Genomic DNA, 25,501 nt, shown 5'->3' with positions numbered 1-25,501 from the left:
CCAAATTTATTTTAGACTATAACGCTATCCTGTTCACTACTACTTCACTCCGGTTACCGTTCCGCCGCTTATACGCCAACAAGGCCTTTTCTTCTTTCAAAGCACAGATCACCGGGAAATTTGCATAACTACTGTCTGTTGTAAAAAAGCCTGCCTGTTTTGTCTGGCCTTCGGCCGATTTATACTGAAAGCCTATTCTGCTGTTAAAATCATTTTTCCATTTCACCGGCTCGTCCCATACTACCATTACTTCGTCGTTTACAGTAGTCATTTGTGGATGCTTCGCCATAGGTGCCTTGCTGAGGGGCTCTTTCTGCGTATAGGTGTTGCCGTTATCAACAGAGCGGCAATAGAAGGCGCCTTTTCCTCCTCCCATGGTAAACCAGGCGAAGTGCAGGCCGGTACTGTTAGCGGTCAGTGCAGGCCCTGTATGCGGGCAACCATTCACCACCCAGTTATCGGCGCTGATGCGTACCGGCGCCGAAAATGATTTACCTCCATCTGTAGATACCTGGTGTACCATATCACGGATAGAATCATTGATAATATCGCGATAGGCGAGATGAATGTTCCCGTTGTCCGATACATACATCCGCGTCCTGCAACACTGGCAAATAGTAGTAGCAACAGGCTTTGCGGCCTGAAATCCACTTTGCCCGTTTGTTACGGAGAAATAAAGCGTAGAACCTTCCTCGTTCGTTTCCTTCCGGTTATCCAACCAGATAGCAGCCGCTTCTCCACCAGGTAACAACGCCATATCGAAATAACGCTGATCATAACCGGCCGTATCGGTTACCAGCGGCATCGCAGCCTGCCAGGTTTTACCACTGTCAAACGACTGTGTATACATCACCTTTCCGGCATACTTATTACGCGGATCGTTGGCTTCTACGCCAAACATCGCGATCATATTGCCTCCCGGCTTAAACAACAATTTAGGAAGGTTTTCATCATGCGGAAAAACGCCGGTTGTAGTGGGAATCACCACCGGTTCAGAAAACGTATGCCCGTTATCGTTAGACACCGCATAATACATCAAACCCGTATCAGTACTACTATCTTTCTCTACCCAGCTAATTACCGGACGCATCGCAGCATCCCTCGTTACATAAGGACAGGAGGCGTCGCGGCCCGTGTGAGAGACCACTACTACCGCTTCCGGCTGTACCTCGTTACGGTGACAAGACCAGAGCATTAACAACAGCAACGTAGTTAGCAATAATTTCATGACCTTAATTTTTCCCGGTAAATGTATAAGCCACGCCAAAATTGAATGTTTGCCGTGGGCCTACGCGGTAAGTTTTTCCATAAGCAGATTTCTCTGCGGTGGTAGCATATAACTGGTCTCCTATATTCAGGCAGTTCAGCCAACATTCAAACCCTTTAAATGCATATCCGGCACGGGCATTAAATAAATCATAGCCATTGTACAGTGATGTGTTGGCGGCATCCATAAAATATTTACTGATATGCTGCCATTCTGCTCCCAGCCTGAAACCCTTTAATACAGCAGGCTTCCAGGTAATTTCTGTATTGGTGATCCATTTAGGCGCACCATTCATCTGGTTATTGCTGTATACTTTATTCCCATCTGCATAAGCTTTGAAAATATGTTCAGCATATGTACCACTGGTTCGTATGAGTAAACTATTCACAGGTGCATACTTCACATTCCACTCTATGCCACTATGCGTAGTGGCACCGGTATTCCTGTTTTCATACATACCATCTGCATTTCTCACACTGATAATTTCATTGCTGCCATTCATGCGATACACACTCAGGTCTGCATAACCTTTATGGTTGGCAAAACCAAACCAGCCGCCGGCTTCATAGTTCTGGTAAGTGGCAGATTTCAACACTGGCACTTTTACGCCGGTATATAATTCTGAAATATTAGGAGGTGCAAATCCCACGCTATAGTTGGCGTATAAGCCCCGATTATTACCAAGGTTATACGTAAGCCCCAGTTTAGGGGTAAGCGCATTGAAGTTATTTCGCTCACTGGGTGCGCCGGTGTACGCGGAGGGCTTCAAATGATTTTCGAAATTATAGTCCATGCGATCATAGCGCAAAGCTGCCACTACGCGCATATTTGCCATAGGAGAAAATTCAAATTGCGTATAGGCGGCACTGTTCAGCAGCCCCACGCGATAGTCGGTAAGCACGGAATCTGTTTGCCGATAATTGGCATAGTAGCCTGCTGCATCTTTCGTAATAGCAATATAATTGGCGATATAGGTAGCCGGGCTGTAATCAGCGCTCACCCCAGCTATTAGCGCCGCATCCTTCCAATGAAATTGCTTCTTATGCTGCACAATAATGCCATAACTGTTAAACCCGTCGCTGTTGATTTGTCCATCTGCTTTTTGGGTGCCTCTCACATCCCTGATCGCATAAAAAGGATTTTGCCCGATGGTATTATTACGGAAGAAGGCGGTAAAAGTAGTATGACTGCTATTGCTCCAGTCGTGATCCAGGGTGCTGCGAACACGTAATGCTTTCACTTCCCGGTAAGTAAACGTTTGGAAATTGCGATAGTCTTTAGCAAAGAAATGTGTGCTGTCCAATCCGCCGGTTTGATCCGTTTTATAATTGATCAGCGTTGCGGCATTGGTCCATTTCGTTTTTTCGTTGACCTGGTAATCTACTTTTGCAGTGAGCGCCAGCTTATGAAAGTCGCTGTGATCCATGTATCCATGGCTTTGATTGGCATAGTAACCACTCACGGCAAAACCAGTTTTTTTCACGGTATTGGATACACTGAAATCCGTACGTTTATAGCCCCAATTACTGCCTTCCAACTGTACTTTAGCGGTAGGCACCAATGTAGGCGAAGCGGTAATAAAATTCACGGCACCTCCTACGGCTTCACTGCCGTATAAAGAAGAAGCGGGGCCACGGATCACTTCAATGTTCCTCAGCGCGGCCATATTAATTTCAATGAGCGCATTATGATTGAAGTCGCCGATTGTTCTGATAGGTATCCCATCTTCCAGGTATAAAAACAAGCTTTTATAGCCAATAGGCTGACGGATAGTCATGGTGTGCTGTTCATTCCCCAGGTCTACCATATATACGCCGCTTACTTTATTCAATACCTGGTTCAGCAATGTTGCTTTGGTATCGCTTAATGTCTGGGCCGAAATGGTGCTGATCGCTACGGGCACTTCGGTGCGTTCCTGTTTATCCCTGGATGTAGAGACCACAATTTCATTGAGATTGGTAGACCGCTGTTGCAGATAAATCACCGGCATATGCGCCGCTTCTGCAGCCGGTATCTGCCGGGTAATATAACCGATATAAGATATTTCTATAGAGTCTGTGCCGGTGGCCAACAGTTCATACTTTCCCTGCACATTGGTATGGCAGCCCGCCGCTACATGCAGCAGTCTTACATTCACGCCAGGTAAAGCTTCCTTGGTTTGCACATCCGCCACACGCCCATGTAATTGCTGTGCCTTACTGCTATACGCAGCCATACACGCAATGATGAGTAAACAACATTGTTTCATGTAGTAGAATGGTTTCCTGTTCGCTGTGCGCAAACAGTATTAGTCAGATATATAAAGAAATGTCAGGAAACTACTGACTGGGGAGGATGGAAAACGGAAGATAGGGAAGAATTTGAGCAGGGGTCCTTATAAAAAGAAAGGAAAGTAACCTGGTTGGGCAGTGGTGCAGTATGAAACGCCTGAAGGGCTTCTACAAACATCACCTCATATTTATCTTTACTGTTGCTATTGTTGCGGTCTTGCTCGGCGTCGCGGTTCAGCTCTTTTTTAAGATGGCAACGACCGTTACAGTGCATTTGCGGCTTGTTCTTATTCTCACAAAGCGTGCTGGCAATATAAGACTGGTTCACTGTAAACTGCATCACAATAAGGCTTTTGCTGAAATTCTGCAGCAATAACCCCATAAATATGCATATGATCGCGAACCCTTTCACGCCGCAAACCTAGGAAATAATTATGAATTACGCCTTACGAATTACGGGACTTGTATATAGATATTCGTGAATATTAGCTACTGTATTCACTATCTATATGCAAGTCCCGTGATTTATTATTTATCATTGCAGCTATTGCGACAATACAAACCTAAATGTAATACCACCACTGGTACTGGTAATCGGGTACGAAGTAGAGATCACCGGTATGGTTTGTCTCCGGTCGTAGAAGAAACGAAGATTCAACCGGTTATTCACTACATAATCAATAGACGGCGATATACCAATTACCTTCTGTCCGCTGGTTGGAATAGACAGATCGGCATCTAACCGGTTATTGGCAGTTTTATCATCTCTGAAGCTCAGGTCCAGCCTGAAGTTCATATCATTCTGCATTTTCTTGCCACCATTCCTGTTGAAAGAGAATGGCATTTGTACACCTCTTACACGATAGCCGGCACCGATAATAATCTCGCTGGAACGTACTTCCGTTAGTTGATAGTCGATCAGACTCAAACTGAGCGAACGGCTTTTCCTGAACTCCACGCGCGCATTCAAACTATTCACAAATGTGAGGTCCACTCCTAACAACGGCGAGAACGACTCGGTCAGCGTGAGGTTCGGCACCAGGAAATACGGGAAGTAGTTGCCGGATACTGTATCTCTGAATGCCGGGAATCCGGTGAGGCGCGGATCTTCAAAGTACATGGAGGTATTATAAGAGTTCATACTGAGCGAACCCGTATAAGCATGACGTACAGTGAAGTTGGTCAGGAAAGATTTAAACGGTTCCAGTTTGGTCAATCCATTATAAGTGATATTCCAGTTTGGTTTGGGGAAATAATTACTGAAAGGATTACTTTTCACATTATCATTTCCTTGCTTCAACAGGGCAATCTTATCCGGTGTAGTACCTGTATATGCCGCCAGGAATGCAGGAATCAACACGTCTTGCGCATACCGGGTATAACCATAAGCGTAAGTAGGATCTTTCGGATCTCCGGATGGTACGCCCGGATCCTTATTATAAGGATTGGCGGCACCTAATCTTTTGGAGATGGCGTTACGGTAAGATTCAAAGTTGCGGAAGGTTTGTGAAATACCATCTGTTGCATTGATTTTACCAAACATTGTTTTGATAGCGATATACGTGATTTCAAAACCACCGGCATCGTATGGACTCAGGTGCTGGAAGTTGCTGGGATCTGTCAGATTCTTGAACAGTTCTGTATGTGTTTTGGTAAACGACTTCGTCATATTGATATCTATACGAAGGTCGTTTACAGGTTCCAGCTGGGCCTGTAAATCCCATCTTTGCGTAAACTGTTGTTGCGCCTGGATATTAAACAGGGTATCCGGTGTAATGAGTCCTTTCTGTGCAAATTTGTCCAGCCACTTCCTATCTGGTTGATAACCGAATACGAAGTTAAGGCCAGGTGCCATGGTTGCCCAGTTCATACCTATAATCTTGGTACTGTCGATATAACCAGGTAAGCGGGTGCCTGCGTTTTCGTTGTAATTAAATCCAACCCGTTTCAACATCATCAGTGTTTTCAGGGCTCCTTTTACCCATGGATTTATTTCTTCCTGGGCGGCCTGATTCTGCTGATTAGCGGCTGTTTTATTGTTTTGATTATTGTTATTATTCGGCGATTTGCGGGTATTGATTTGCCGCAGGAACTTCGACTTATTATACAACTCCACAAATTTAAATTCTGCTGTCAGCGTTTTCTGCTGGGAGTTTTCTATCGCGTTACCGAGATACAATGCCAGCTGCGAAGCGCCTGTCCACCGGTATTCCGTGCTGTAACCAAACGATACGTTGGTCCAGCTCAGCGCCGGGAATTTGGAAGTAGGCAGTGTATACGTGAAGTTGGCGTTATGCATGTAATTGGTATTACGTCCGCCTTTGAAGAAATTCCTGCGTACAGTATCTTTCTTCGCAGCATCATTAATACGGCCGTTAGGCTCATCTATACGTGCATTATTTACAGCGTTGAACTCAAAGTTAATACTCCTCGTCAGGTCCCATTTCACGGTATAATAGCGGTCGAATGTAAAGTATTTATTGTAGGTTTCCGGCAACTGGTACTTCACATCCCCACCCACATTACGTACCCGCGTGACGCCAAACTGCCTGGATATATCTGCCCGGAAGCTGAGAATAGACGGCACATAGTTGATATTGAAGTCGCGGATCAGATCGAGCCAATGCGTTTTGGATTTGATCAGTTTCTTAAACGGCTCCAGGTAATGCGGTTGGCCGGCAAAGTTATACCCCAGCCCTCCCCGATGTTTCGTGAGCTGGTCGTTTAGAATCAGCGGATTATGCCGCAGAATTTGTGAGAAGGAATAACTGAGATCAAAGTTTTCTATATCCCACAGATGTCGTTTACCACCGCCTCCAAGATTTAATTTCCGGACGTTGGTAAAGTTCAGACTTTTGATAGAAGTGAAGTCCTGCGCATCTTTCCGGATAGAATCTCTTTCCCGGCGGTTTCTGGCCAAAGCTATTTTATCTTTCAGTTTAATATCCAGGTCGTACGGATCATATTCCGGGTTGCTGGCCGACTGTGAATAACCGGCATATACGGGAATGGAAATAGCCATTTTCTTAGGCAGCAGTTTTCCAAGATCCAGGTTGGCGGCTGCGTCGTATTGCAGGAAGTTATCCCTGAACCTCTCATTCACACGCTGATCAATATTTCCGAAACCGGCAGTATGCATATTACCGGAGACGGAGATAGTACCTAAATCGGATAACTGCACATCTACCCTTGCCAACGCGGCATAACCACCTTTTTCATCAAAGTCTGCCAGGCGTAATTCATCCAGCCATACTTCGGCGCAATGTGGTTGCCCGTCATCTTTAGGGTTGAGGATACCGATCATCATTGTACGGGCATCTCCCAAACTAGGGTTACCCACTACAGACATATAGTTACCATACTGGTCGGCTACCGGATTTTGTGGATAAGGTAACAGCGGCGTACAGGAGTCGCACATATTACGTTTCTGTTTCAGCGCACTGAGTTGTGACATGAGCAGGTCCAGGTTATTACGTTCCGGCCAGATGTCAAATGCTGTTTTAGGACCGTTCCAATCTGTTACTTTCAGCGGGATGCGGTATTCATAATAGTTGCTAACGAAGTCGCTACCGATACGGATCACCGCCTGCATTTGTCCGTCTTTCAGCGCAGTGGCAGCACCTACAGCTTCTGCGTGGATATACATCTGCAGCTTTTTATACTGGCGCAGATCCATGTTCAGCGTTTTATACAAGGCGCGGATTTCACCATCTTTCAGGTTACATACCTGTACAGATAATGACTGCTCGTTCAACTGCAGCGTGGTATTATTGGTGCTGATGGTATTTTGTCTTACTACTCCTGGCGGCAACACATAAGGAATAGGTGCGCGGGAAGAGTTTTCTTCAATATTAACAGCGGCAGAATTAAAGGTGGTAGAGTTGTCCAAAGGAATTGGATCGCCCGGGCGCAGCTCATACATATAACGGCGCCATTGGTTACGTACCAGTTCCAGTTTGGCAAAACGTACAATGACAGAATCTGTAAACCCGGTCAGGAACATACGCATAAAGCGAATGGATTTAAAGTCGGGGATTTTACCCACTTTAGCGTTGAACTGGTTCAACGGTACTTTAAACTGGTACCAGGTTTCAGTGGTTTTCTGGTTATTCGGTAAGGTAACATCTGCCTCTATCTTATCCACAATAAAGTTGGAGCCTACCTGCATATTAGGCTTGAGGTCCACCCGGTATTGGAAATATTCTTCTGTTTCATTCATGGTATTATCCCTGTTCAGGTCTTCTGATTCAGGGATATTGGTGGCAGCAGAAGAAAACACAGATTTAGGATCAGATACCGGCGAGTTACCTTCCGGGTTACTATAATTTTTATAGCGTTGCAGGATGTTCATGCCATTATACGAAGGATCGCGATAATGTTTATAATCATCGTTGGCCGGATCTTTCAGCGCCTGGTTATATACGGGGCTACCGCCGAAATTCATCCGGAGTGTATCCATATACGTCTGATAAAAAGCACCTTCATCCTGTGATTTCAGACCATCGTACCCTACGTCCTGGTAGCTGCGGATGTTCGGATCGTTATCGAACGCCTGGGTAATTTGTTGCTGGAATTTAGGTTGACGCCCCCATTTGGAAGAATCGATCTTATTTGGATCCTGGCGCGGGTCAGGCATTCCATTTTCAAAGAATTTCTTGGAATCTTTAAGGATATCTTCTGATACGTTACCGAGGTTAAAGTACAGGGAACCACCGCCGCTGTTAGGCTGTTTGATGAAAGGATCCTGTATCCAGAACTCGATGTATTCGATGTTGGCAGTTTCAAAGTCGCTGTTATCAATAGCTCTCATGATACCACCCCAACGGGTTTGCGGCCGGGCCAGTAATCCGTTGCCATTCATCATGAGCGGACTGTTGGTAAAGTTATACGGGCCCCTTTCTGTAGGATAGTAGGCGAGATCAAGGGTGCTTAATTGGCTTTGCCCGAAATCGGTAGACCGGTTTTTGAATACTTCTTTTTGATACACTAACCTGGAGCGGGGATCTGATTGATCATCGATGGTAATACCATTTGGCAGGTTCGGTGATTTCGGCAACTGCAGGGTAGGCTCAATGATATACCAGGCCAATTTTGCCCTGTTTTTTCCGTAATCCAGCACATTATTCAATTCTGCTTCCGGGAACATCACTTTGCCGGTGGCATCAGTAGCACCTTTTGGCGTAGAGGCCAGTGCCCAGCTGGTAGCCGGGAATTTAAGATCATATCCACTTTTCACCCCTTCAAAGTCATCGATATAAGCGGTTCCCTGCCTGCTGCCAGGTTGATTCACCAGCTTACTATGACCTGGGAACAAGCGGGCTACCTCACCAGTAAATAATATATTGGCCGGAGAAGTACTGGTATAGTTAGGCAATTTATCCAGGAAGCGGTTCAGTCCTTTCCATTCAGAAGCATAGTTTGCATCCAGGCCCACCATGGTATTTTTGATCGGATCTTCCCCATAATTCACTTTTTGGTAGTAGGGGCGTTCACTCATGCGTACTACGGTACCGCCTAAACTTAGTTTATCGTTGACCATATAATCGAAGCGGGTACCGAAATAATTACGGACCTGCTGTCCGAAGAGGGAGTTATTTTCAAACTGTACATTAATAGGTACCCCGGAATTCAATACGCCACCGTTAATAATTTTCAGCCGGCCCAGGTTATAGTCAATGATATAATCCACATTTTCCCTCAATTGCTGGCCGCCGGCGGTAACCGTCACGGAACCTGGTGGGATAGTTGTACCAGAGCCGAGGTTAATTTCTGAGGAGCTGGCCGATTTATACGAACCCCGTATTACATACCGGTTAAGTTGTGGAAACTGCTGGGCTACCACTTTGATGGAGTCATACAGTACATTATAGAGATATTGTTTTTCCAGTGTTGCATCTCCGCCGAAGGCTTTTTTCAGTCCGCCGGAGAATGGTTCCAGCGTGGGGAACATGATTTTACCAGTGAGGGAATTAATCGTGTAGCCTTCCACGTAATCGAATACGCCATCGGGTTGTGGATCCAATTGATTATTTAAGCGATCCAGTCCCAGGATGGTGATAATAGGTGCGCCGGCATAATCCCCTTTTGCATCGGGGATATATCGTTTATCACTTGGTGGGCGGCCTTCTGCACCGGGATCTTTATAATATACGTCCATGCGGAAGTCTTCCTTATTTACCTGGAAGGCACCGGTGGCGTAAATATTTTTCATCATCAGGTCCCAGATTGGCAAAGTAGGACGGGCAGATGTAGCTTTCAATAATTTGAGGAACAACACGGGCTGGTTGGCGCTGTTGTTCTGGTCTGGCGGTACATCCTGCGAAAATTCACCTACCTGGTATACCCTGCCGTTGTAGGTATACTGGTAAGCAACTGCCAGTACCTCATCGGGTTGTAATTGTTGATTCAGGGAGATGAAACCCAGTTGTTTGTTGTAGATATATTCGGTAGAATCGAGTTTACGGGCAAATGTTTTTTCAAACTCAGAAACCGGTTGCAGGCCCAGGGCGAGCAATCGGCTGACAACTGTTCCGGTATTCCGGCTCATCGGGTCCCGGATCAAATTGGAATAGAGGTCGTTCGTTCCTCTATCCGGGAGTTTGGAACTTGTATTAACGTGGATGGCTGTTTTATTGTAGGGATCTTGTTCTGCCAGGTCCATCAAACCCACGATATCACGCGTTTGTGTGGTAGCCCCGGTTTTGTTGGTTACCCATACTTCGAGGCGGGTGATATTGGTGAGTGACCTGATAACAGGCAGGTTAGACATGGCATAGTTGAACGTATCCCGGAAAAACTGCGCCAGCAGGAAGTGGCGGTTATCTTCATACTCATCTGCCCGGAGGTTGTAGTCCTGTACCTGGGTACCACCTTTGAGCATGAGGTTTTGTTTCTGTGATTTTTGGTTAGAGAGTACGCTGGTAACGGTTAAGCGTCCAAACTGCAACTGGGTTTTTACCCCGAAGAGGGATTGGATCCCGGAAATGAGGGAGCTACGCAGGGGGAAGCTCACGTTGCCGGCTTCAATTTTCTTGATGATTTCGTCCGGATAGCCGGTATATTCGAGTTTTACCTGGTTTTCAAAATCAAACTGGGATTGGGTGTTGTAGTTGGTGATGAGTTTCAGTTTATCCCCGATTTTACCGACTACGTTCATATTGATGCCCATATCAAAATTGAACCCGCCGTTTTTCCTGGCTTGTTCCACCAGTACGGGGTTTTTGATATTCTGGCCCTGGTAGCCGAAGGTAAGGTCCAGGCTACCCTGGGGGCGTATATCTACTTTGCTGCCACCAAAGAGGCGGTCGAAAAGGTTGTTGCCATTATACAGGGCGGGGCCGTTGCTGCGTTGGTTGAGGTTACCGAGGGCGCTGGCTCTTTTTTGCCAGTAATCCTGTTCGCTTTGTTTGGATTGTAATTTATAGAACTCGTCGAAGTTCATGTAGGTAGGGTTACGGTAATACTGGTTCCCGATTTTTTCGGTAACGGTATATTGCTTCGTAACGGGATCGTATTCTACTGTTTTGTTGATGTTTGCAGGGTCTTTCAGATCAATACCTCCCCTGGACGCCGGATCCGTTAAAATGGGGCCGCGTCTGTCCTTCAGGGGGTATTTCAAGGTATCTTGTTTCCCGGTAGTATCGATTTTGGTTTGACCTGTAATGGTGGTATCCGGCTTCCATCTCCTTCTCGATAACTTCAGATTCCCAGAACGATCCCTAGCGGCAGTGTCAACAATGATAAAGGATACAATTGCTATCACGGCAAAAGCACCATAGTATGTTTTTCTTGCCAAGAAAAATAGGTTTTTATAGAGGATTTTATGTATTTATTATAAACTTTTCAGGGCTTTCTTGATGAGCTCTTCCAAGTTTTGCAATAGTGGCTCATTTTTCATAACTCTCTGAATCGCCGATTCCGCCATGTTCCGGGCTATGCCTAGAGTTACCAGAGCATTTAACGCATCTTCGTGCATTGTATTGTTTACAGTTGCAGATAAATGTGTGCCGGTGTCCTTGTGTTTCGCAATTTTATCTTTCAGTTCGAGTATAATTCTTTTGGCTGTTTTAGCGCCGATTCCCTTCACGCTTTCAAGCATCCGCTCATTCTCCATCATAATAGCACGTTGTACATCTTCTGGTTGCAAAGAGGACAACATCATACGGGCGGTACTGGCTCCTACACCTGAAACACTGATCAGCAGTAAGAACAGGCTTCTTTCTGCTTCTTCAAAAAAGCCATATAAGGTATGTGCATCTTCTTTGATCTGGAGGAAGGTTAACAATTTGCAACTTTCCAAATTCTGTATCCTTGAATAGGTATTAAGACTGATCTGTACTTCATAACCGATTCCATTCACATCCAGATGAACAAGAGCTGGTGACTTATAGGCCAATTTTCCATTCAGATAAGCAATCATACAAGGTAAAGGTTCAGTAATTTAATTAAACTTTTGGAAATAGATTAATAATGTATTTGAGTAGACCGGGGCAAAGATGCTAACTTTTAACGGATTGTCAATCCTTAAAGTTCGTCATATTCGACTTTTTTAGGAAATATACGTTTATATCGTATTTTTACGCCTCGTTTTAAACACATATTTAGTTTATATGAATAAAATAACGGCCGCCATTACAGCGGTGGGTGGGTATGTTCCGGACTACGTGCTAACCAACCAGGAATTAGAAAAATTAGTAGATACAACTAACGACTGGATAATAACCCGGACGGGCATTTCGGAGAGAAGAATCTTGAAAGGAGAAGGGAAAGGAACTTCTGATTTGTGCGTACCGGTAGCTCTCGAAATCTGCAAAAAGAGAGGTATTTCCCCGGAAGAAATTGACCTGTTAATTGTGGCCACCGTTACCCCGGATATGACATTTCCGGCTACTGCCAACGTGGTAACCGATAAAATCGGTGCTATTAATGCGTTTGGCTTTGATATCAGTGCTGCCTGCTCCGGCTTCTTATACGCACTGGACACCGGCGCCCGCTTCATTGAAAGTGGCCGTTACCAGAAGGTAATGGTGATTGGTGCCGACAAAATGAGCTCTATCATTGACTATACCGACAGGACTACCTGCATCATTTTTGGTGATGGTGCCGGCGGCGTACTGCTGGAAGCCAATACCGAAGGATATGGCCTGATCGACAGCATCCTGAAAAGCGATGGCCATGGCCGTGAGTACCTCCACATGAAGGCAGGTGGCTCCGTGAAACCAGCTACCATTGACACCGTAAACGCCCGTGAACACTACGTATACCAGGAAGGTAAAATGGTGTTCAAATATGCCGTATCCAATATGGCCGGCGCTGCGAAAGATATCATGGAACGCAATCACCTCAGTGCTGATGATATTGCATGGCTGGTACCTCACCAGGCCAACAAACGCATTATTGGCGCTACTTCCCAGTATATCAACGTACCAGACGAAAAAGTAATGATGAATATTCACCGCTATGGTAACACTACCGCCGGTACTATTCCTTTATGCCTCTGGGACTACGAAAAATACCTCAAAAAAGGCGACAACATCATGATGGCGGCCTTTGGTGGTGGATTTACCTGGGGAGCCAACTATATTCGCTGGGCTTACGATGGCGAACAATATGGCAAAAAATAAATAATAACATTTCCGGATACCTGTACCGCGTTTCAACACATAGATGCCAGGTACAGGTATCCGGTATCTATATTACGCTTTCCAGGTACCTAAAAATACCAGGAACTTCCCTTCACTTTCTGTTACCTGCAGCCCTCCCCTCATTTTGCCCATAAAATCCTTTGTGATCGCATAACTGACCGCATACATATCCTGCTGCCAGTCAGATAATCCTTTTACAATACTCACTGCATCGCCACCGGTATCCGCAATCATACGACTATACACCACACCCTCACTTTCCCAGGCCGACATTATGATCAGGCTTCCTGGCTGTGCATAATGCACTGATAACCGCAATAAATGCAGGTGAACGGTTCGCAGCATATCCACATCCGCTGGCAGCGTCATTTCTTCCGGTACCAGGTTCACCATCACAAGCCCTTTTTCTGCCACCACGCCATTCGCCTGCTTCAACGCCGCCTGCATGGTATCATACAGGTTACAATCTACCGGCTTATACACAAAACCCGCCAATTGCAGCCTAATCCATTTGAGAATGTTATCAAAAACAGCCAGCGTACTTCCGGAAACATCCGCGATCTTTTTTATCAAAGCAGCCATAGTGCCGGGATCATCTTCATAATCCTTTAACCGGCCGGCCACATTGGAAATATAATACAGGGGCGCCCGGAAATCATGGGCGATAATGGTAATCAGTTTATTCTTAAACTCATCATTCGCCCGCAATGCCACACTTTTCAGGGAAATATCCGCATAGCTACCAGCCAGTTGCCGCTCCTGTTCCTGCGAAGCCACATACTGACCATAACGGCTGAAAAGTAATATGAATAACAATATCACAATGATGAACAACCCGATCATCACAAACTGGCTCTGCTGCTTTTTGACCCTTCTCGCCTCCAGCTCCCTTTGCTGCTTCATCACACTTTGGGTTAACTGCTGTAATGCCTGTTCTTTCAGAAAGTAATCGATGTAATTAATTTTGAATCCATCCGACTGGTAACGATTTTGTCCGGCCATGCGCATGATTTCTTTACTATAATAATTTACTTTCTCCTTGTTTCCGTGCTGCTCATAATAATCAAATAAAGCCGCCACTGTTGGAAGGTTCAATTCAATACATCCGGCCTGCTTCGCTAACTCATAAGACAATTCCCTGTAATAGGCAATATCCACCTTATACCCCAACTGCTCATAGGTTTCCAGGCGGTTATAAATATCCATTGCCACATAGGGCAATCCCTTTTTCAACGCAATATCAGCCAGTTCATTAATTTTCTTTTCCGCCTCCTTCCCCCGGCCTTGTGCCACCAATGTATCTGCACAAAAAGCATCTACATACAATCCTATTCTCCCTTTCGGATACTTTTTTGCTTTCTGCCCAGCCATACGCCAGGCCCATTGTACGGAGTCCTTACGGGTACTATCGCTATTAAACCGCATTCCATAATTTACCAGTAACACACTGTAAATAGAGTCGGCGGAAGGAGGTAAGCGGGTGGCCATATGAAAAGCTTCATAAAAATAATTACCCGCTTCTACCGGCCTACCCATATTACGATAGTAGAGATACAGGTGGCTTAATGTAGCACACATGCGGGCACTGTCAGACAAAGCTTTATGCAGTTGCAGCGCCCTATACCCATAAATGCCTGCTATATTAAAATCCGTCCTTAATGCATACACAAAGCTGATCACATCGTAGGCATCGGCCATGCCTCTTTTGTCGTGCAGCCTGCTGGCTATTTCCAGCTCCCTGGAACCATAGTAAAAGCTGCTGTCCAGGTTGATCATCATATACAACGCTCCTATTTTTCCCAACGTTAATACGTACTCATTACTGTCGCGCTGCGCCTGCAATTCCTGCATTAATTCCGGCAACTGTGGACTTTGCCCGCGAACCTTGCCCACTGTGCATAACAAGGCAACAGCCAGGCAGATGCTGCTTATCCATTGTGTATAACGTATACCACTACCCGTTTTTCCCATTATTTAGTTTCTACCTCTATCAATGAATTCCAGGAGCTGGTAATAAAACGTACTCCCACGTTGCTCATTATTATACGCATTTATTTCTCCATTCATTTTGTCCATAAAGTCTTTACAGATGATCAATGCCAGTCCGGCGCCCTTGCCGGATCGCTCCTGTTCATAGGCTGTATTGCTCCAGGCAAATAGCGAGGGTAATACCATTGCGTCAATACCGGGCCCTTCATCCATAAATAAAACGGTGAGCCTGCCATTTTTTCGTATAGCCTTTATAGTGATAGTTCCCTTCACCGGAGAAAACTTAATAGCGTTGTGTAAAAAATTCCGGTGAATAAACTGCAGCATTTCAAAGTCCGCCAGCACGGTAGTTTCCCGTGGAATATCGATCACCAGTTGCAGTTTTTTTTCCGTTATTAAATGTTGCAGGCTCCGGGTGGTGGCATCTATCATATCTGTAAGCAGCAAGGCTTCGGGGTGATAAACGAAGCCCGATAGCTGCGTGCGTATCCATCTCAATATTTCCTCAAATACGCTCAGGGTAGTGGTGGCTGTTTTCTCCACTTCCAGGATCATGTCTGCTGCTTCAGGCACGGTCAATGCCTGATCATCAATGAACCCGGTAATGTTCACGATGTTATGCAACGGCGTGCGGAAATCATGTGCAATCATGGAAATCAGCTTGTTCTTAAAATCATCATTATCCTGCAATGCCTTATTTCCCTTGCGGATCTCTTCCTGTAAACCGGCCATGCGGGCCTGGTTTACACGGGACAACCTGTAAGCCCGGATATAATAGACCAGCAAAATGCCCAGCAATACGGCGATGGCAGTAATAATCAATACCTGGTAATACCAGAAATAATTCATACTTCTGGCATCTTCCAATTGTTCCTGCTGTGTGTGGTGCTGCATTTCCAGGGAATCCTTCAGTTCATCTCCAAAAGCATAGGCCAGGTAATCCGCTTCGCCAGCCAGCATATCATCCTGCTGCTGCTGCATGATATGAAGCGCTATACGACTGTAGTGGGCTGCCCGGTCAGCATCTTTGCGATGGTCATACCAATTGTACAAAGTGGTCACCACCGGCAGCACTAACCCGGTGTATCCGCCCGCTACCGCATAATTCACCGATTGCTGCTGGTAGTGCAATGAATCCGCTTTCTGTTGCCAGATACGATAACCTGTTAGTTGTGCACTGGCATACATGGCAATATAATTGAGCCCGGCGCTGTCGGCCGCACTGATCACTTTCAGGAGCTTATTTTCCGCCTGTTTTATTTCCCCGGCGCGCAAAAATTCATGTGCTTCAAATAATTGCACATACAGCATTCCCAGTTGGTCCTGGTATTTGTGTGTGAGTGCCACTGCCTGTTTCAGCGCTTTCCTGGCATACTGCAGCGCGGCGGTATCAGCTGCATTTACCAGGTAGTAATTTACCAGTACCCAAGCCCGTAAGGAGTCCAATCCTGATTTCCAGGATACATTTAATGCCCTGTTCAGATAATGCTGCGCAGTAGCATGATCTCCTGCATACTGGTAATAGGTACCGAGGTTCATCAGGGAGATGGCTACGCCTGTTGAATCGCCTGCAGCGCGGCAGGCAGTGAGGGCATTTTCATAAAATAAAAAGGAAAGATAGCGGTGAGGACGCAGGGCATAATAGCGGCCCAGGCCCCGCATTGCCTCGCGATGACCATTGTCGTAATGAATCCTGCTGGCAATATCATTCGCCGCTTTTGCATAGCTGCCACTGCTATCCAGCTGCCGGGGAATATAGAGTGCTGATAACCTGTTCAGGGCATCCACATAGCGGGTACTATCCGTGATCCCGGACAATGCATGTTTAATTGCTATAATATCATTATGCTGGGCGCACAATGCCTGTGAGAAGAACAGCAGGCAATATAGGCCTGCATGGCGTATCCATACCATAAATGGGAATCAGCAGGCCGTAAAATAGTTTTATTTACTATCCTGACTGTCATCCATTTTGTTCATTTTGTTCCCTTAGATTTCAAACACCAGGCCTTTGCGTTTCAGTGCTTCATATTTCTCAGGGTCAAAACGATACAGGTGTGCACCTTTTTTGGAAGAAGTCTTGTCTTTCTCTTCTAACTTTTCCATTACATCCAGTGATAATATCTTCTTACGGAAATTGCGTTTATCAAGGGTTTTCCGATAAATTTCTTCGTAAAGACTTCTTAGTTGAGAGAGCGTAAATTTCTCCGGCAATAATTCAAAACCAATGGGGTGGAATTGTGCATTATTACGAAGTGCGGCCAGCGCATCTTCTATCATCTTTCCATGGTCGAAAATCAGTTCCGGAATTTCGTGGAGTTCCAGCCAGTGCGCACCGTGTTCCCTGGCCAGTGGTTTATCGTGATTTTTAATGCGTATGAGTGCGTAGTAGGCCACGGATATTACCCTGGCGCCGGTATCGCGGTTTACATTGCCGTAGCAATGCAGCTGGTTCATATAAATATCGTCTAATCCGGTAGTGAGTTCCAGTACACGGGCAGCAGCTTCATCGGTGCTTTCATCTTCCTGCACAAAGCCTCCTACCAGCGACCATTCGCCGGCCATAGGGGCCACCTTACGTTGCATGATCAATAACTTCAACCGGCCTTCATCAAAGCCAAAGATGATACAATCAACTGCCACCAGGTGTTTCGGGGCTTTCGCATAAAAAGAAGCAGCATTCATATAGGAACTTTAAACGCAGATATTCTGGTAAAAATAATAAAATCAACCTACTTTTTAGGTTTAAAACGACTGTAATCAGTAACGGGTAGCCTTCCAATACCAGACAGCCCTAACATATATACCACTTGTCCCCGGTAAAAGGTACTATGATTACATACCTGGATAATGACATCCTGCACCCCCATTTTATAGTGTTCGCTCTTTTTCAGTGTATACGCAATGGTATGATTTAGCTTCGCCTGGTTGGCCTGCTGTACCCATTCTTCCAGTAACCGTGATTGTTTGAGTAAGGCATCGCAGGCAGCTGAAAAAGTACCACCGAAATCCATCGTAGGATCCGAAATTTTTTCCGTGAGCTGCAGCCGCTGATACCAGGTACTTTCTTCCTGCCACAATTGGTACACCGCAGAACGGATGGTGGCCACCCCGGCCCCAAAAGGCTTGTCCAGCTGTTCTTCCGTTAGTTTAAGCAACCCTTTTACCAACTGCTGGTTTGCCCAGTAGTTGTAAGCTGTAAAATGCACAAGCATATTTTTCATGTAAAAAAGAGATTAATACCTTCCTGCCGCAAACAACCTACAAATTACAATATTGTTTTTCATTTTAGCATACGATATTTGCTTTCCCTATAACCTTGATACCATGAATACGCTTACCTATTTAAGCCGGTGTATTATCAGGAACAATCCGCGGATTACCGACTACCAATACTTTCCCTCTGCCCCTATATTGCGTAATGGTGCCATCAGGCATTTTGAAAATGCGACTGCAGCGTGGCAGGCACCTCTCATTAAACATAGCTGGCAAGGACGCCCACAGGAAACAACCCTGGCAGATCTGTTACAGCAAACCGGATCTACGGCCTGTATTGTGATGCAGCACCACCGGCTACTCCTGGATACTTACTTTTCCGGCTATACAGGCACGTCTGTTAACACGTCTTTTTCTGTGGCCAAATCCATGGTATCTGCCCTGGTTGGTATTGCCCTGGAAGAAGGTGCTATCCATAGTATCCGGGAATCTATAGGGAGATATATACCGCAGTATGACCTGCCGGGGCTACGGGATATTACCGTCGCGCACCTGTTGCAAATGTGTTCGGGGTTACAGTACCGGGAAGGCGTAACACCATGGTCAGATGATGCCCGGGTATATTACGGCACACATCTGCGGGAACAGGCGCTTCACACCAAACTGGTAGAAACGCCCGGAAGTACTTATCATTACAACAACTATAACCTGCTGCTGTTGGGACTGATACTGGAAAAAACCACCGGCCAATCTGTGCCGGCATATTTCCAGGAAAAAATCTGGCAGCATATCGGTGCTGAAGCCGATGCTTCCTGGAGCATGGATAGCCACGCTTCCGGTTTTGCCAAAATGGAAAGCGGCTTCAATGCCCGGGCTATGGACTTTGTACGCTTCGGCGCCATGTGCCTGGAGAATGGTGTGGTGAATGGTCGTCAGGTTATCCCGGCAGCCTGGATGGCGGAGTCTGTACGGCCACCTGATCACCAGGCAGATACCCAAAAGTACCTGTCGCGCTTATCGCCGCCACTGTGCAAATGGGCAGCCAGTCCTTCCGGTTACTACAAATACCTGTGGTGGGGATACCAGGCAGATCCCCACAATTTTGATTATTTTGCGTTAGGTGCAAAAGGACAATTCATCTATATTTCTCCCCGCAAACAGGCAGTTGTTGTACGTTTCGGCAAACGCTGGGGAAAAACGGACTGGTGGCCTGGCATCCTGAAACAAATAGTAGACTCACTCGAATAATTATACAGCTATGGAAGATATAACGTTAAGGGTTGCACGAAAAGAAGATTGCCCGGCTTTGATGAAATTAATCCGTGAACTGGCAGCATATGAAAAAGCATCGGAAGAAGTAACGGTAACATTAGCACAAATGGAAGATGCCGGCTTTGGCCCACACCCGGTATGGAAAGCATTTGTAGCCACTACCATTATTAACGGCCAGGAAGAAATACATGGCATGGCGCTTTACTACACCCGCTACTCCACCTGGAAAGGCTGCCGTATGTACCTGGAAGACCTTATTGTAACAGAAAAATGGCGGGGCAAAGGCATCGGTAAAATGCTTCTCGATGAACTGATAAAAGAAGCAAAAGCACAACAGTTCAGTGGCGTCCTGTTCCAGGTGCTGGAATGGAATACCCCTGCCATCAACTTCTACAAAAAATACACGACTAAATTTGATCCGGAGTGGATTAATGTGGCAATAGAACTAACGTGATTTTTTCCGTTCATAATATTCCGGAATGGTATGTCATCAATCATTGCTAATATTGATGACATACCATTTTACTATGATCTTCATTCAGGATTTCAGAACACTCGAACATGTAACCACGCCACAGCTCTGTGATACCTTTAACGTAGCCTTCAGCGATTATATAGTCCCCCTGCATCTCACCCCTTCTATTATGGAGCAGAAAATACAGGGAGAAAATCTGCAACGAAATTTTTCTATCGGCGCCTTCGCCGGCAATGAATTAGGCGGGTTCATTTTACATGCGGTAGATCATCTCACACATCCTACTGTTTTATACAACGGTGGTACGGGTGTAGTGCCTACCTATCGCGGACAACACCTGGTGCAGAAAATGTATGAGCGTTTTATCCCGGTATATCAACAACGCGGCATCCGCAAAATAGTACTGGAAGTAATCAGCACTAATTTGCCCGCTATCAAAGCCTATACGAATAGCGGGTTCCAGAAAGCCCGCTTTATCCATTCGTTCAAAGGCATGGTGGCAACACATAAAACGCCTTCCAATATTACTATACAGGCCAATGAAACGCCGGACTGGGCTACACTGGCCACCTTTATGGATATGGCGCCTACCTGGTCCAATACCGTTGATAGCATTCAGCGGGAAGGTGTTTTCACCACTACCTGGGAAGCAGCTATTAATGGAGAAATTGCCGGGTATATCAGCGTACACAGAGATACACGCCGGATCAGAAATATTGCAGTGAATCCGCGTTTCCGCAGACAAGGAGTAGGTAGTGCATTATTACAATATGCAGCCGATCAGTTGGGTGGTCCTTTTACAATTATCAATATTGATGATCATCTCCCGGAAATAAGAACCTTCCTCCAACAGGCAGGACTGGCGCATTATTTATCGCAGTATGAGATGGTGCTGACGCTGTAAAAGCTGAAAGCAAAAAGCTGAAAGCAAAAAGCTATTGCAGCGAATGATCAAAGCGTATTAATAATATCCGCAATAGTCATTCGCTGCAATAGCTTTTTGCTTTCAGCTTTATGCTTTCTGCTCTATCTTCTAATTGATTCCGTTTACAACCGTTTCTTTATTGATCTTCTGAATCAATCCCTGTAATACTTTACCTGGGCCCACTTCGGTGAATTCATGACCACCATCAGCTACCATGGCCTGAACGGACTGTGTCCATCTTACCGCACCGGTTAACTGATCAATCAGGTTTTGTTTGATCTGCGCAGGATCAGTTACCGCAGTGGCTACCACGTTCTGGTATACCGGGCAGCTTGGAGTATTAAAGGTAGCAGTGTTGATAGCCGCCTGTAATTCTTCTTTGGCAGGTGCCATTAACGGAGAGTGGAAAGCACCGCCTACAGGCAATACCAGGGCACGTTTAGCACCGGCAGCTTTCATTCTTTCGCAGGCAATTTCCACTCCTTTGATGGTACCGGAAATCACCAACTGACCAGGGCAGTTATAATTGGCTGGCACTACTATTTCGCCGGTTTCGGCGGTAACAGCAGCACATATTTCTTCTACTTTAGCGTCATCCAAGGCCAGTACTGCTGCCATGGTAGATGGTTGCAGCTCACATGCTTTCTGCATGGCGTTGGCCCGGATAGCCACCAGTTTCAATGCTGTTTCAAATGACAGTACACCGTTCGCTACCAGGGCAGAGAACTCACCCAGGGAGTGACCTGCTACCATTTCCGGCTGGGAATGTTCCGTGCACAGGAAAGCGATAACAGCATGCAGGAATACGGCGGGCTGTGTAACTTTGGTTTGCTTCAGATCTTCTTCCGTACCATTGAACATGATATCAGAAATGCGGAAACCTAAAATTTCATTGGCTTGCTCAAAAAGCGCTTTCGCTTTTTCGTTCGTCTCGTACAGATTTTTGCCCATACCCGGAAACTGTGAACCTTGTCCGGGAAATACGTAAGCATGCTTCATGTGGATATTTTATTGTTTTAGCTTTTCAGATTAAAATTTTCCAAATATACAATCAAAAGAAATACAAAACTATTTAGGGATTTTCGTTCCCCTCACCGTAAGCGGGGGGAACGAAAATCCCTAAATAATCGGATGACTGATATTATTTGGAAATCAGTTTCATAAATTCTGCTCTCGTATCACCATGGTGAAACTGGCCGCTGAAAGCGGAAGTAGTGGTAATAGAGTTTTGTTTTTGTACGCCACGCATCATCATACACAGGTGTTGCGCCTCTATGACTACGCCTACGCCTTCCGGCTGTAAGGTATCCTGTATGGCATCCAGGATCTGGTGTGTTAACCGTTCCTGTACCTGTAAGCGGCGGGCAAATACATCTACCACCCTGGCTAATTTGCTCAGACCAGTGATATACCCGTTAGGGATATAGGCTACATGCGCCTTTCCAAAGAATGGCAACATATGGTGTTCACACATAGAGTATATTTCTATGTCTTTTACGATCACCATTTCGCTATATGATTCAGTAAACTTAGCGCCTTCCAGGATGGCACGTGCGTCCTGTTGATACCCCTGGGTGAGGAATTGCATCGCCTTGGCCATACGCTCAGGCGTTTTCGCCAATCCTTCCCTGGTAGGATCTTCTCCTAACAGGTGTAGACATTCTTTATAGTTTTCTACAAGACCGGACGTGATCTTTTCGTCGTAACTATCAATCTTATTATACGCCATTCTTATATGATTTTAGTAAATTTCAAAGGCTGACATATACGCTCCATCTTCCCTACTTTCCTCCGTAATATTCTACGTATATGCGAGGGGTTTCGTACAACTTAATACAATGCAGCTGTACTTCTGCTGGTAAATGTTTGGCTAATTGATCCCAGATAGCGATAGAAAGATTTTCAGCAGAAGTAAATTTACCTGCCATAAAATCCACATCCATATTCAGATTCCGGTGGTCTATCTTCTCAATAACCGAATCCCGGATAATTACACCTAAAGTTTTGGCATTGAATACAAAACCCGTTTCAGGATCAGGATTGCCTTTTATAGTGACGTGCAGCTCGTAGTTATGACCATGCCAGTTTTCATTGGCACATTTACCAAAAACTTCTTCGTTTTTTTCTTTACTCCAGGCCGGGTTAGATAACTTATGCGCCGCATTAAAGTTCTCTACTCGCGTTAAATAAATCATTATTGCAAAAAATTTTCGCAAAAATACCACTATTAAATGAGTAGCCCCAAATTATCCTCATTCCTGTCAATTGTTTTACATGGGAGCAAGCATTTTTGCCGTACTTTTACCCTATGAAAATACTGGTTACCGCGGCTACCACACTGGAAATAAAGCCTTTTTTACAATACCTGGACGAGCACCGCAACACCTTATCTGCCGCTCATTGTGAGATAGATCTCCTCATTGCCGGCATTGGCATGATGCACACCGCTTTCAGCCTGGGCCACCACCTGGTCCTGCATAAACCGGATATCGCTATACAAGCCGGTATTGGCGGGAGCTTCCGCCACGATTGGGAGCTTGGACAGGTGGTCACCATCAAAAGAGAATACCTCGCTGACCTCGGGGCAGAAGATAACAATCAGTTTAAAGATTTATTTGATATACAACTCTGGCAACCCGACCAGGTGCCTTTCACCGGCACCAGCCTGGAAAACACTTTTGCAGGCCTCCCGGAACTGCCTCCCCTGCCCATTGCCACCGGCATCAGCGTAAACCTGGTGAGCGGCAGCGAAGCCACCATTCAAAAACTGGTGCACAAATATGACCCCGACGTAGAAAGCATGGAAGGCGCCGCATTTCATTATGCCTGCCTGCTGGAAAAAATACCCTTCCTCCAGCTCAGAAGCCTCTCCAACTATGTTGAAGTCAGGGATAAAAGCAAGTGGAAAATCCCACACGCCGTAAAAACACTCAACGAAGAATTGATAAAAACGGTGCATACATTGGCCGGCATTTAACAACAGACAATAAAATTTTGATAGCATATGCATTTATCTTTAGGTTTTTCACCCTGCCCAAATGATACCTTTATTTTTGATGCACTGGTGAATAACAAAATTGACACACAGGATTTTACCTTTGACACACACCTGGAAGACGTGGAAACACTCAACACCTGGGCATTACAAGGCAAACTCTCCATTACCAAACTGAGCTTCGCGGTTTACCTGAAAGTAAAAGATCAGTACGAACTGCTCAATAGCGGCAGTGCGCTGGGTCGCGGTTGCGGACCTTTGCTGATCGCTAAAAAAGATATCCCGCTGGAAGAGCTGAAAAATATGACCATCGCCATTCCCGGCGAAAACACCACTGCCAATCTCCTCTTCTCTATTGCTTTTCCGGAAGCAAAAAAGAAAAAGATAATGGTCTTCTCTGAAATTGAAAATGCGGTACTGAACGGTGATGCAGATGCAGGTGTGATCATCCACGAAAACCGCTTTACCTACCAACAGAAAGGCCTCGTAAAGCTGATGGACATGGGCGAATACTGGGAAAAAACCACCGGCAATCCTATTCCGCTGGGAGGTATCTTTATCCGTAAAGATGTACCGGAAGCTACCCGGGCCCAACTGGACAGCCTCATTCACCAAAGCCTGCAGAACAGCTACACTACTTATCCACAGCTCTCGGACTACGTAAAATCACATGCACAGGAAATGGACGAATCTGTGATGCGCCAGCATATCGACCTGTACGTAAATGATTTCAGCCTTGACCTGGGCAGCGAAGGAAAAGCTGCTGTAGCCGCTCTCATGACGGCCGCTGAAAAAATACGTCGTTAAAGCAACTGATTTTTTGTTCTTTTGTTGCGGTATGATCGAAAACAAGGATACAGAACTATGGAACAGGTTCCGCCAGGGAGAAGAGCAGGCATTATACGCATTGTATGATCAGTATTATCATCTGCTCCTCTTCCTGGGCCTGAAAATCTGCACCAACAGTGAACCCGTGAAAGATTGCATTCAACAGGTTTTCCTTTATCTCTGGGAGAAAAAAGAAAGCCTGGGAACGGTCAGCAACGTAAAGAGCTATATTATCACCTCCTTCAAACGCAGGCTGCTACTGCAACTGCAACAGGAGAAAAAAGACAACGGACTACTGTCGCTGTGGATGAATCAGGAACCCGGCGATGATACTCCCTCCAGTGAACAATTACTGATACAGCAACAACAACACAAAGAAGCCGTAGGACGCATTCAGGAAGCCATCACTTTACTGAGTCCCCGGCAAAAGGAATTAATCAACCTTCGCTTTTACGAAGAACGGAGCTACGAAGAAATAGTGAACATCACCGGCCTTACACACCGCACGGTCTACAATCATCTGTACGAAGCATTAAAAACGCTCAAACTGTCACTGGAAGAAGATTTAAAATCAGGCAAGCTGAATCTGAAAATGTTGCTGCTGTTACTTCCCCTATAAA

General features: G+C 45.7%; 19 protein-coding genes. 7 read left to right on the top strand and 12 right to left on the bottom strand.

Going from position 1 to position 25,501, the window contains the following annotated elements; all coding sequences use genetic code 11:
* Positions 1 to 16: 16 nt before the first annotated feature.
* The 5 genes from J7623_RS17875 to ruvA form a co-directional block, all read right to left on the bottom strand.
* Positions 17 to 1,228: a sialidase family protein gene (locus tag J7623_RS17875; RefSeq protein ID WP_291922835.1), complete on the bottom strand. Its 1,212-nt coding sequence runs from the start codon at positions 1,226 to 1,228 to the stop codon at positions 17 to 19.
* 4 nt (positions 1,229 to 1,232) lie between these two features.
* Positions 1,233 to 3,515 (bottom strand): TonB-dependent receptor, encoded by a 2,283-nt coding sequence (locus J7623_RS17870; protein ID WP_291922833.1) that lies wholly within the window; start codon positions 3,513 to 3,515, stop codon positions 1,233 to 1,235.
* A 62-nt stretch (positions 3,516 to 3,577) separates the two neighbouring features.
* A complete protein-coding gene (locus tag J7623_RS17865; protein ID WP_291922831.1) occupies positions 3,578 to 3,919 on the bottom strand; it encodes a hypothetical protein in 342 nt (113 codons plus the stop codon).
* A gap of 162 nt (positions 3,920 to 4,081) precedes the next feature.
* Entirely contained in the window at positions 4,082 to 11,332 is a 7,251-nt protein-coding gene (sprA, locus tag J7623_RS17860; RefSeq protein ID WP_291922829.1) for a cell surface protein SprA, read from the bottom strand.
* 36 nt (positions 11,333 to 11,368) lie between these two features.
* Positions 11,369 to 11,956, bottom strand: coding sequence for a Holliday junction branch migration protein RuvA (gene ruvA, locus J7623_RS17855; protein ID WP_291922827.1), 588 nt, complete (start codon positions 11,954 to 11,956; stop codon positions 11,369 to 11,371).
* Positions 11,957 to 12,146: 190 nt separating this feature from the next.
* Between ruvA and J7623_RS17850 the strand changes: the two genes are divergently transcribed.
* Entirely contained in the window at positions 12,147 to 13,160 is a 1,014-nt protein-coding gene (locus J7623_RS17850; protein WP_291922825.1) for a beta-ketoacyl-ACP synthase III, read from the top strand.
* 72 nt (positions 13,161 to 13,232) lie between these two features.
* Here the strand turns inward: J7623_RS17850 and J7623_RS17845 are convergent, their stop codons facing one another.
* From J7623_RS17845 to J7623_RS17830, 4 genes are all read right to left on the bottom strand, one after another.
* Positions 13,233 to 15,152, bottom strand: coding sequence for a hypothetical protein (locus J7623_RS17845; protein ID WP_291922823.1), 1,920 nt, complete (start codon positions 15,150 to 15,152; stop codon positions 13,233 to 13,235).
* 3 nt (positions 15,153 to 15,155) lie between these two features.
* Entirely contained in the window at positions 15,156 to 17,084 is a 1,929-nt protein-coding gene (locus tag J7623_RS17840) for an ATP-binding protein (RefSeq protein ID WP_291922822.1), read from the bottom strand.
* A 75-nt stretch (positions 17,085 to 17,159) separates the two neighbouring features.
* On the bottom strand, positions 17,160 to 17,855 hold the full coding sequence (locus J7623_RS17835) for an NUDIX domain-containing protein (RefSeq protein WP_291922820.1): 696 nt from the start codon (positions 17,853 to 17,855) through the stop codon (positions 17,160 to 17,162).
* Between the two features lie 47 nt (positions 17,856 to 17,902).
* Positions 17,903 to 18,394, bottom strand: coding sequence for a DinB family protein (locus J7623_RS17830; protein ID WP_291922818.1), 492 nt, complete (start codon positions 18,392 to 18,394; stop codon positions 17,903 to 17,905).
* A 103-nt stretch (positions 18,395 to 18,497) separates the two neighbouring features.
* On the opposite strand from J7623_RS17830, the gene J7623_RS17825 reads away from it, so the two are divergent.
* The 3 genes from J7623_RS17825 (at position 18,498) to J7623_RS17815 (ending at position 21,037) form a co-directional block, all read left to right on the top strand.
* On the top strand, positions 18,498 to 19,634 hold the full coding sequence (locus tag J7623_RS17825; protein WP_291922816.1) for a serine hydrolase: 1,137 nt from the start codon (positions 18,498 to 18,500) through the stop codon (positions 19,632 to 19,634).
* 10 nt (positions 19,635 to 19,644) lie between these two features.
* Complete coding sequence (locus J7623_RS17820; protein ID WP_291922814.1) at positions 19,645 to 20,112, top strand: GNAT family N-acetyltransferase; 468 nt, start codon at positions 19,645 to 19,647, stop codon at positions 20,110 to 20,112.
* A 73-nt stretch (positions 20,113 to 20,185) separates the two neighbouring features.
* Positions 20,186 to 21,037 carry a GNAT family N-acetyltransferase gene (locus J7623_RS17815; protein WP_291922812.1) on the top strand — a complete coding sequence of 284 codons (852 nt, stop codon included), beginning with the start codon at positions 20,186 to 20,188 and terminating at the stop codon, positions 21,035 to 21,037.
* Between the two features lie 129 nt (positions 21,038 to 21,166).
* On the opposite strand, the gene fabD is transcribed toward J7623_RS17815, so the two are convergent.
* From fabD to J7623_RS17800, 3 genes are all read right to left on the bottom strand, one after another.
* Positions 21,167 to 22,057 carry an ACP S-malonyltransferase gene (gene fabD, locus J7623_RS17810; RefSeq protein WP_291922810.1) on the bottom strand — a complete coding sequence of 297 codons (891 nt, stop codon included), beginning with the start codon at positions 22,055 to 22,057 and terminating at the stop codon, positions 21,167 to 21,169.
* 142 nt (positions 22,058 to 22,199) lie between these two features.
* A complete protein-coding gene (gene folE / locus J7623_RS17805) occupies positions 22,200 to 22,787 on the bottom strand; it encodes a GTP cyclohydrolase I FolE (protein ID WP_291922808.1) in 588 nt (195 codons plus the stop codon).
* Positions 22,788 to 22,839: 52 nt separating this feature from the next.
* Positions 22,840 to 23,253, bottom strand: a complete 414-nt coding sequence (locus J7623_RS17800; RefSeq protein WP_291922806.1) for a 6-carboxytetrahydropterin synthase — start codon at positions 23,251 to 23,253, stop codon at positions 22,840 to 22,842.
* A gap of 113 nt (positions 23,254 to 23,366) precedes the next feature.
* Here J7623_RS17800 and mqnB point away from each other — a divergent pair, with 113 nt between their 5' ends.
* From mqnB to J7623_RS17785, 3 genes are read left to right on the top strand one after another with little or no spacing between them, the layout of a single operon-like run.
* Positions 23,367 to 24,035 (top strand): futalosine hydrolase, encoded by a 669-nt coding sequence (mqnB, locus tag J7623_RS17795; RefSeq protein WP_291922804.1) that lies wholly within the window; start codon positions 23,367 to 23,369, stop codon positions 24,033 to 24,035.
* 27 nt (positions 24,036 to 24,062) lie between these two features.
* Entirely contained in the window at positions 24,063 to 24,860 is a 798-nt protein-coding gene (locus J7623_RS17790; protein ID WP_291922802.1) for a 1,4-dihydroxy-6-naphthoate synthase, read from the top strand.
* 31 nt (positions 24,861 to 24,891) lie between these two features.
* Positions 24,892 to 25,500, top strand: coding sequence for a sigma-70 family RNA polymerase sigma factor (locus J7623_RS17785; protein ID WP_291922800.1), 609 nt, complete (start codon positions 24,892 to 24,894; stop codon positions 25,498 to 25,500).
* The last annotated feature ends 1 nt before the right edge of the window (position 25,501 follow it).

Source organism: Chitinophaga sp. (assembly GCF_017745275.1).
Lineage (GTDB): Bacteria > Bacteroidota > Bacteroidia > Chitinophagales > Chitinophagaceae > Chitinophaga.
This window is presented reverse-complemented; position numbering and strand designations above follow the sequence as displayed.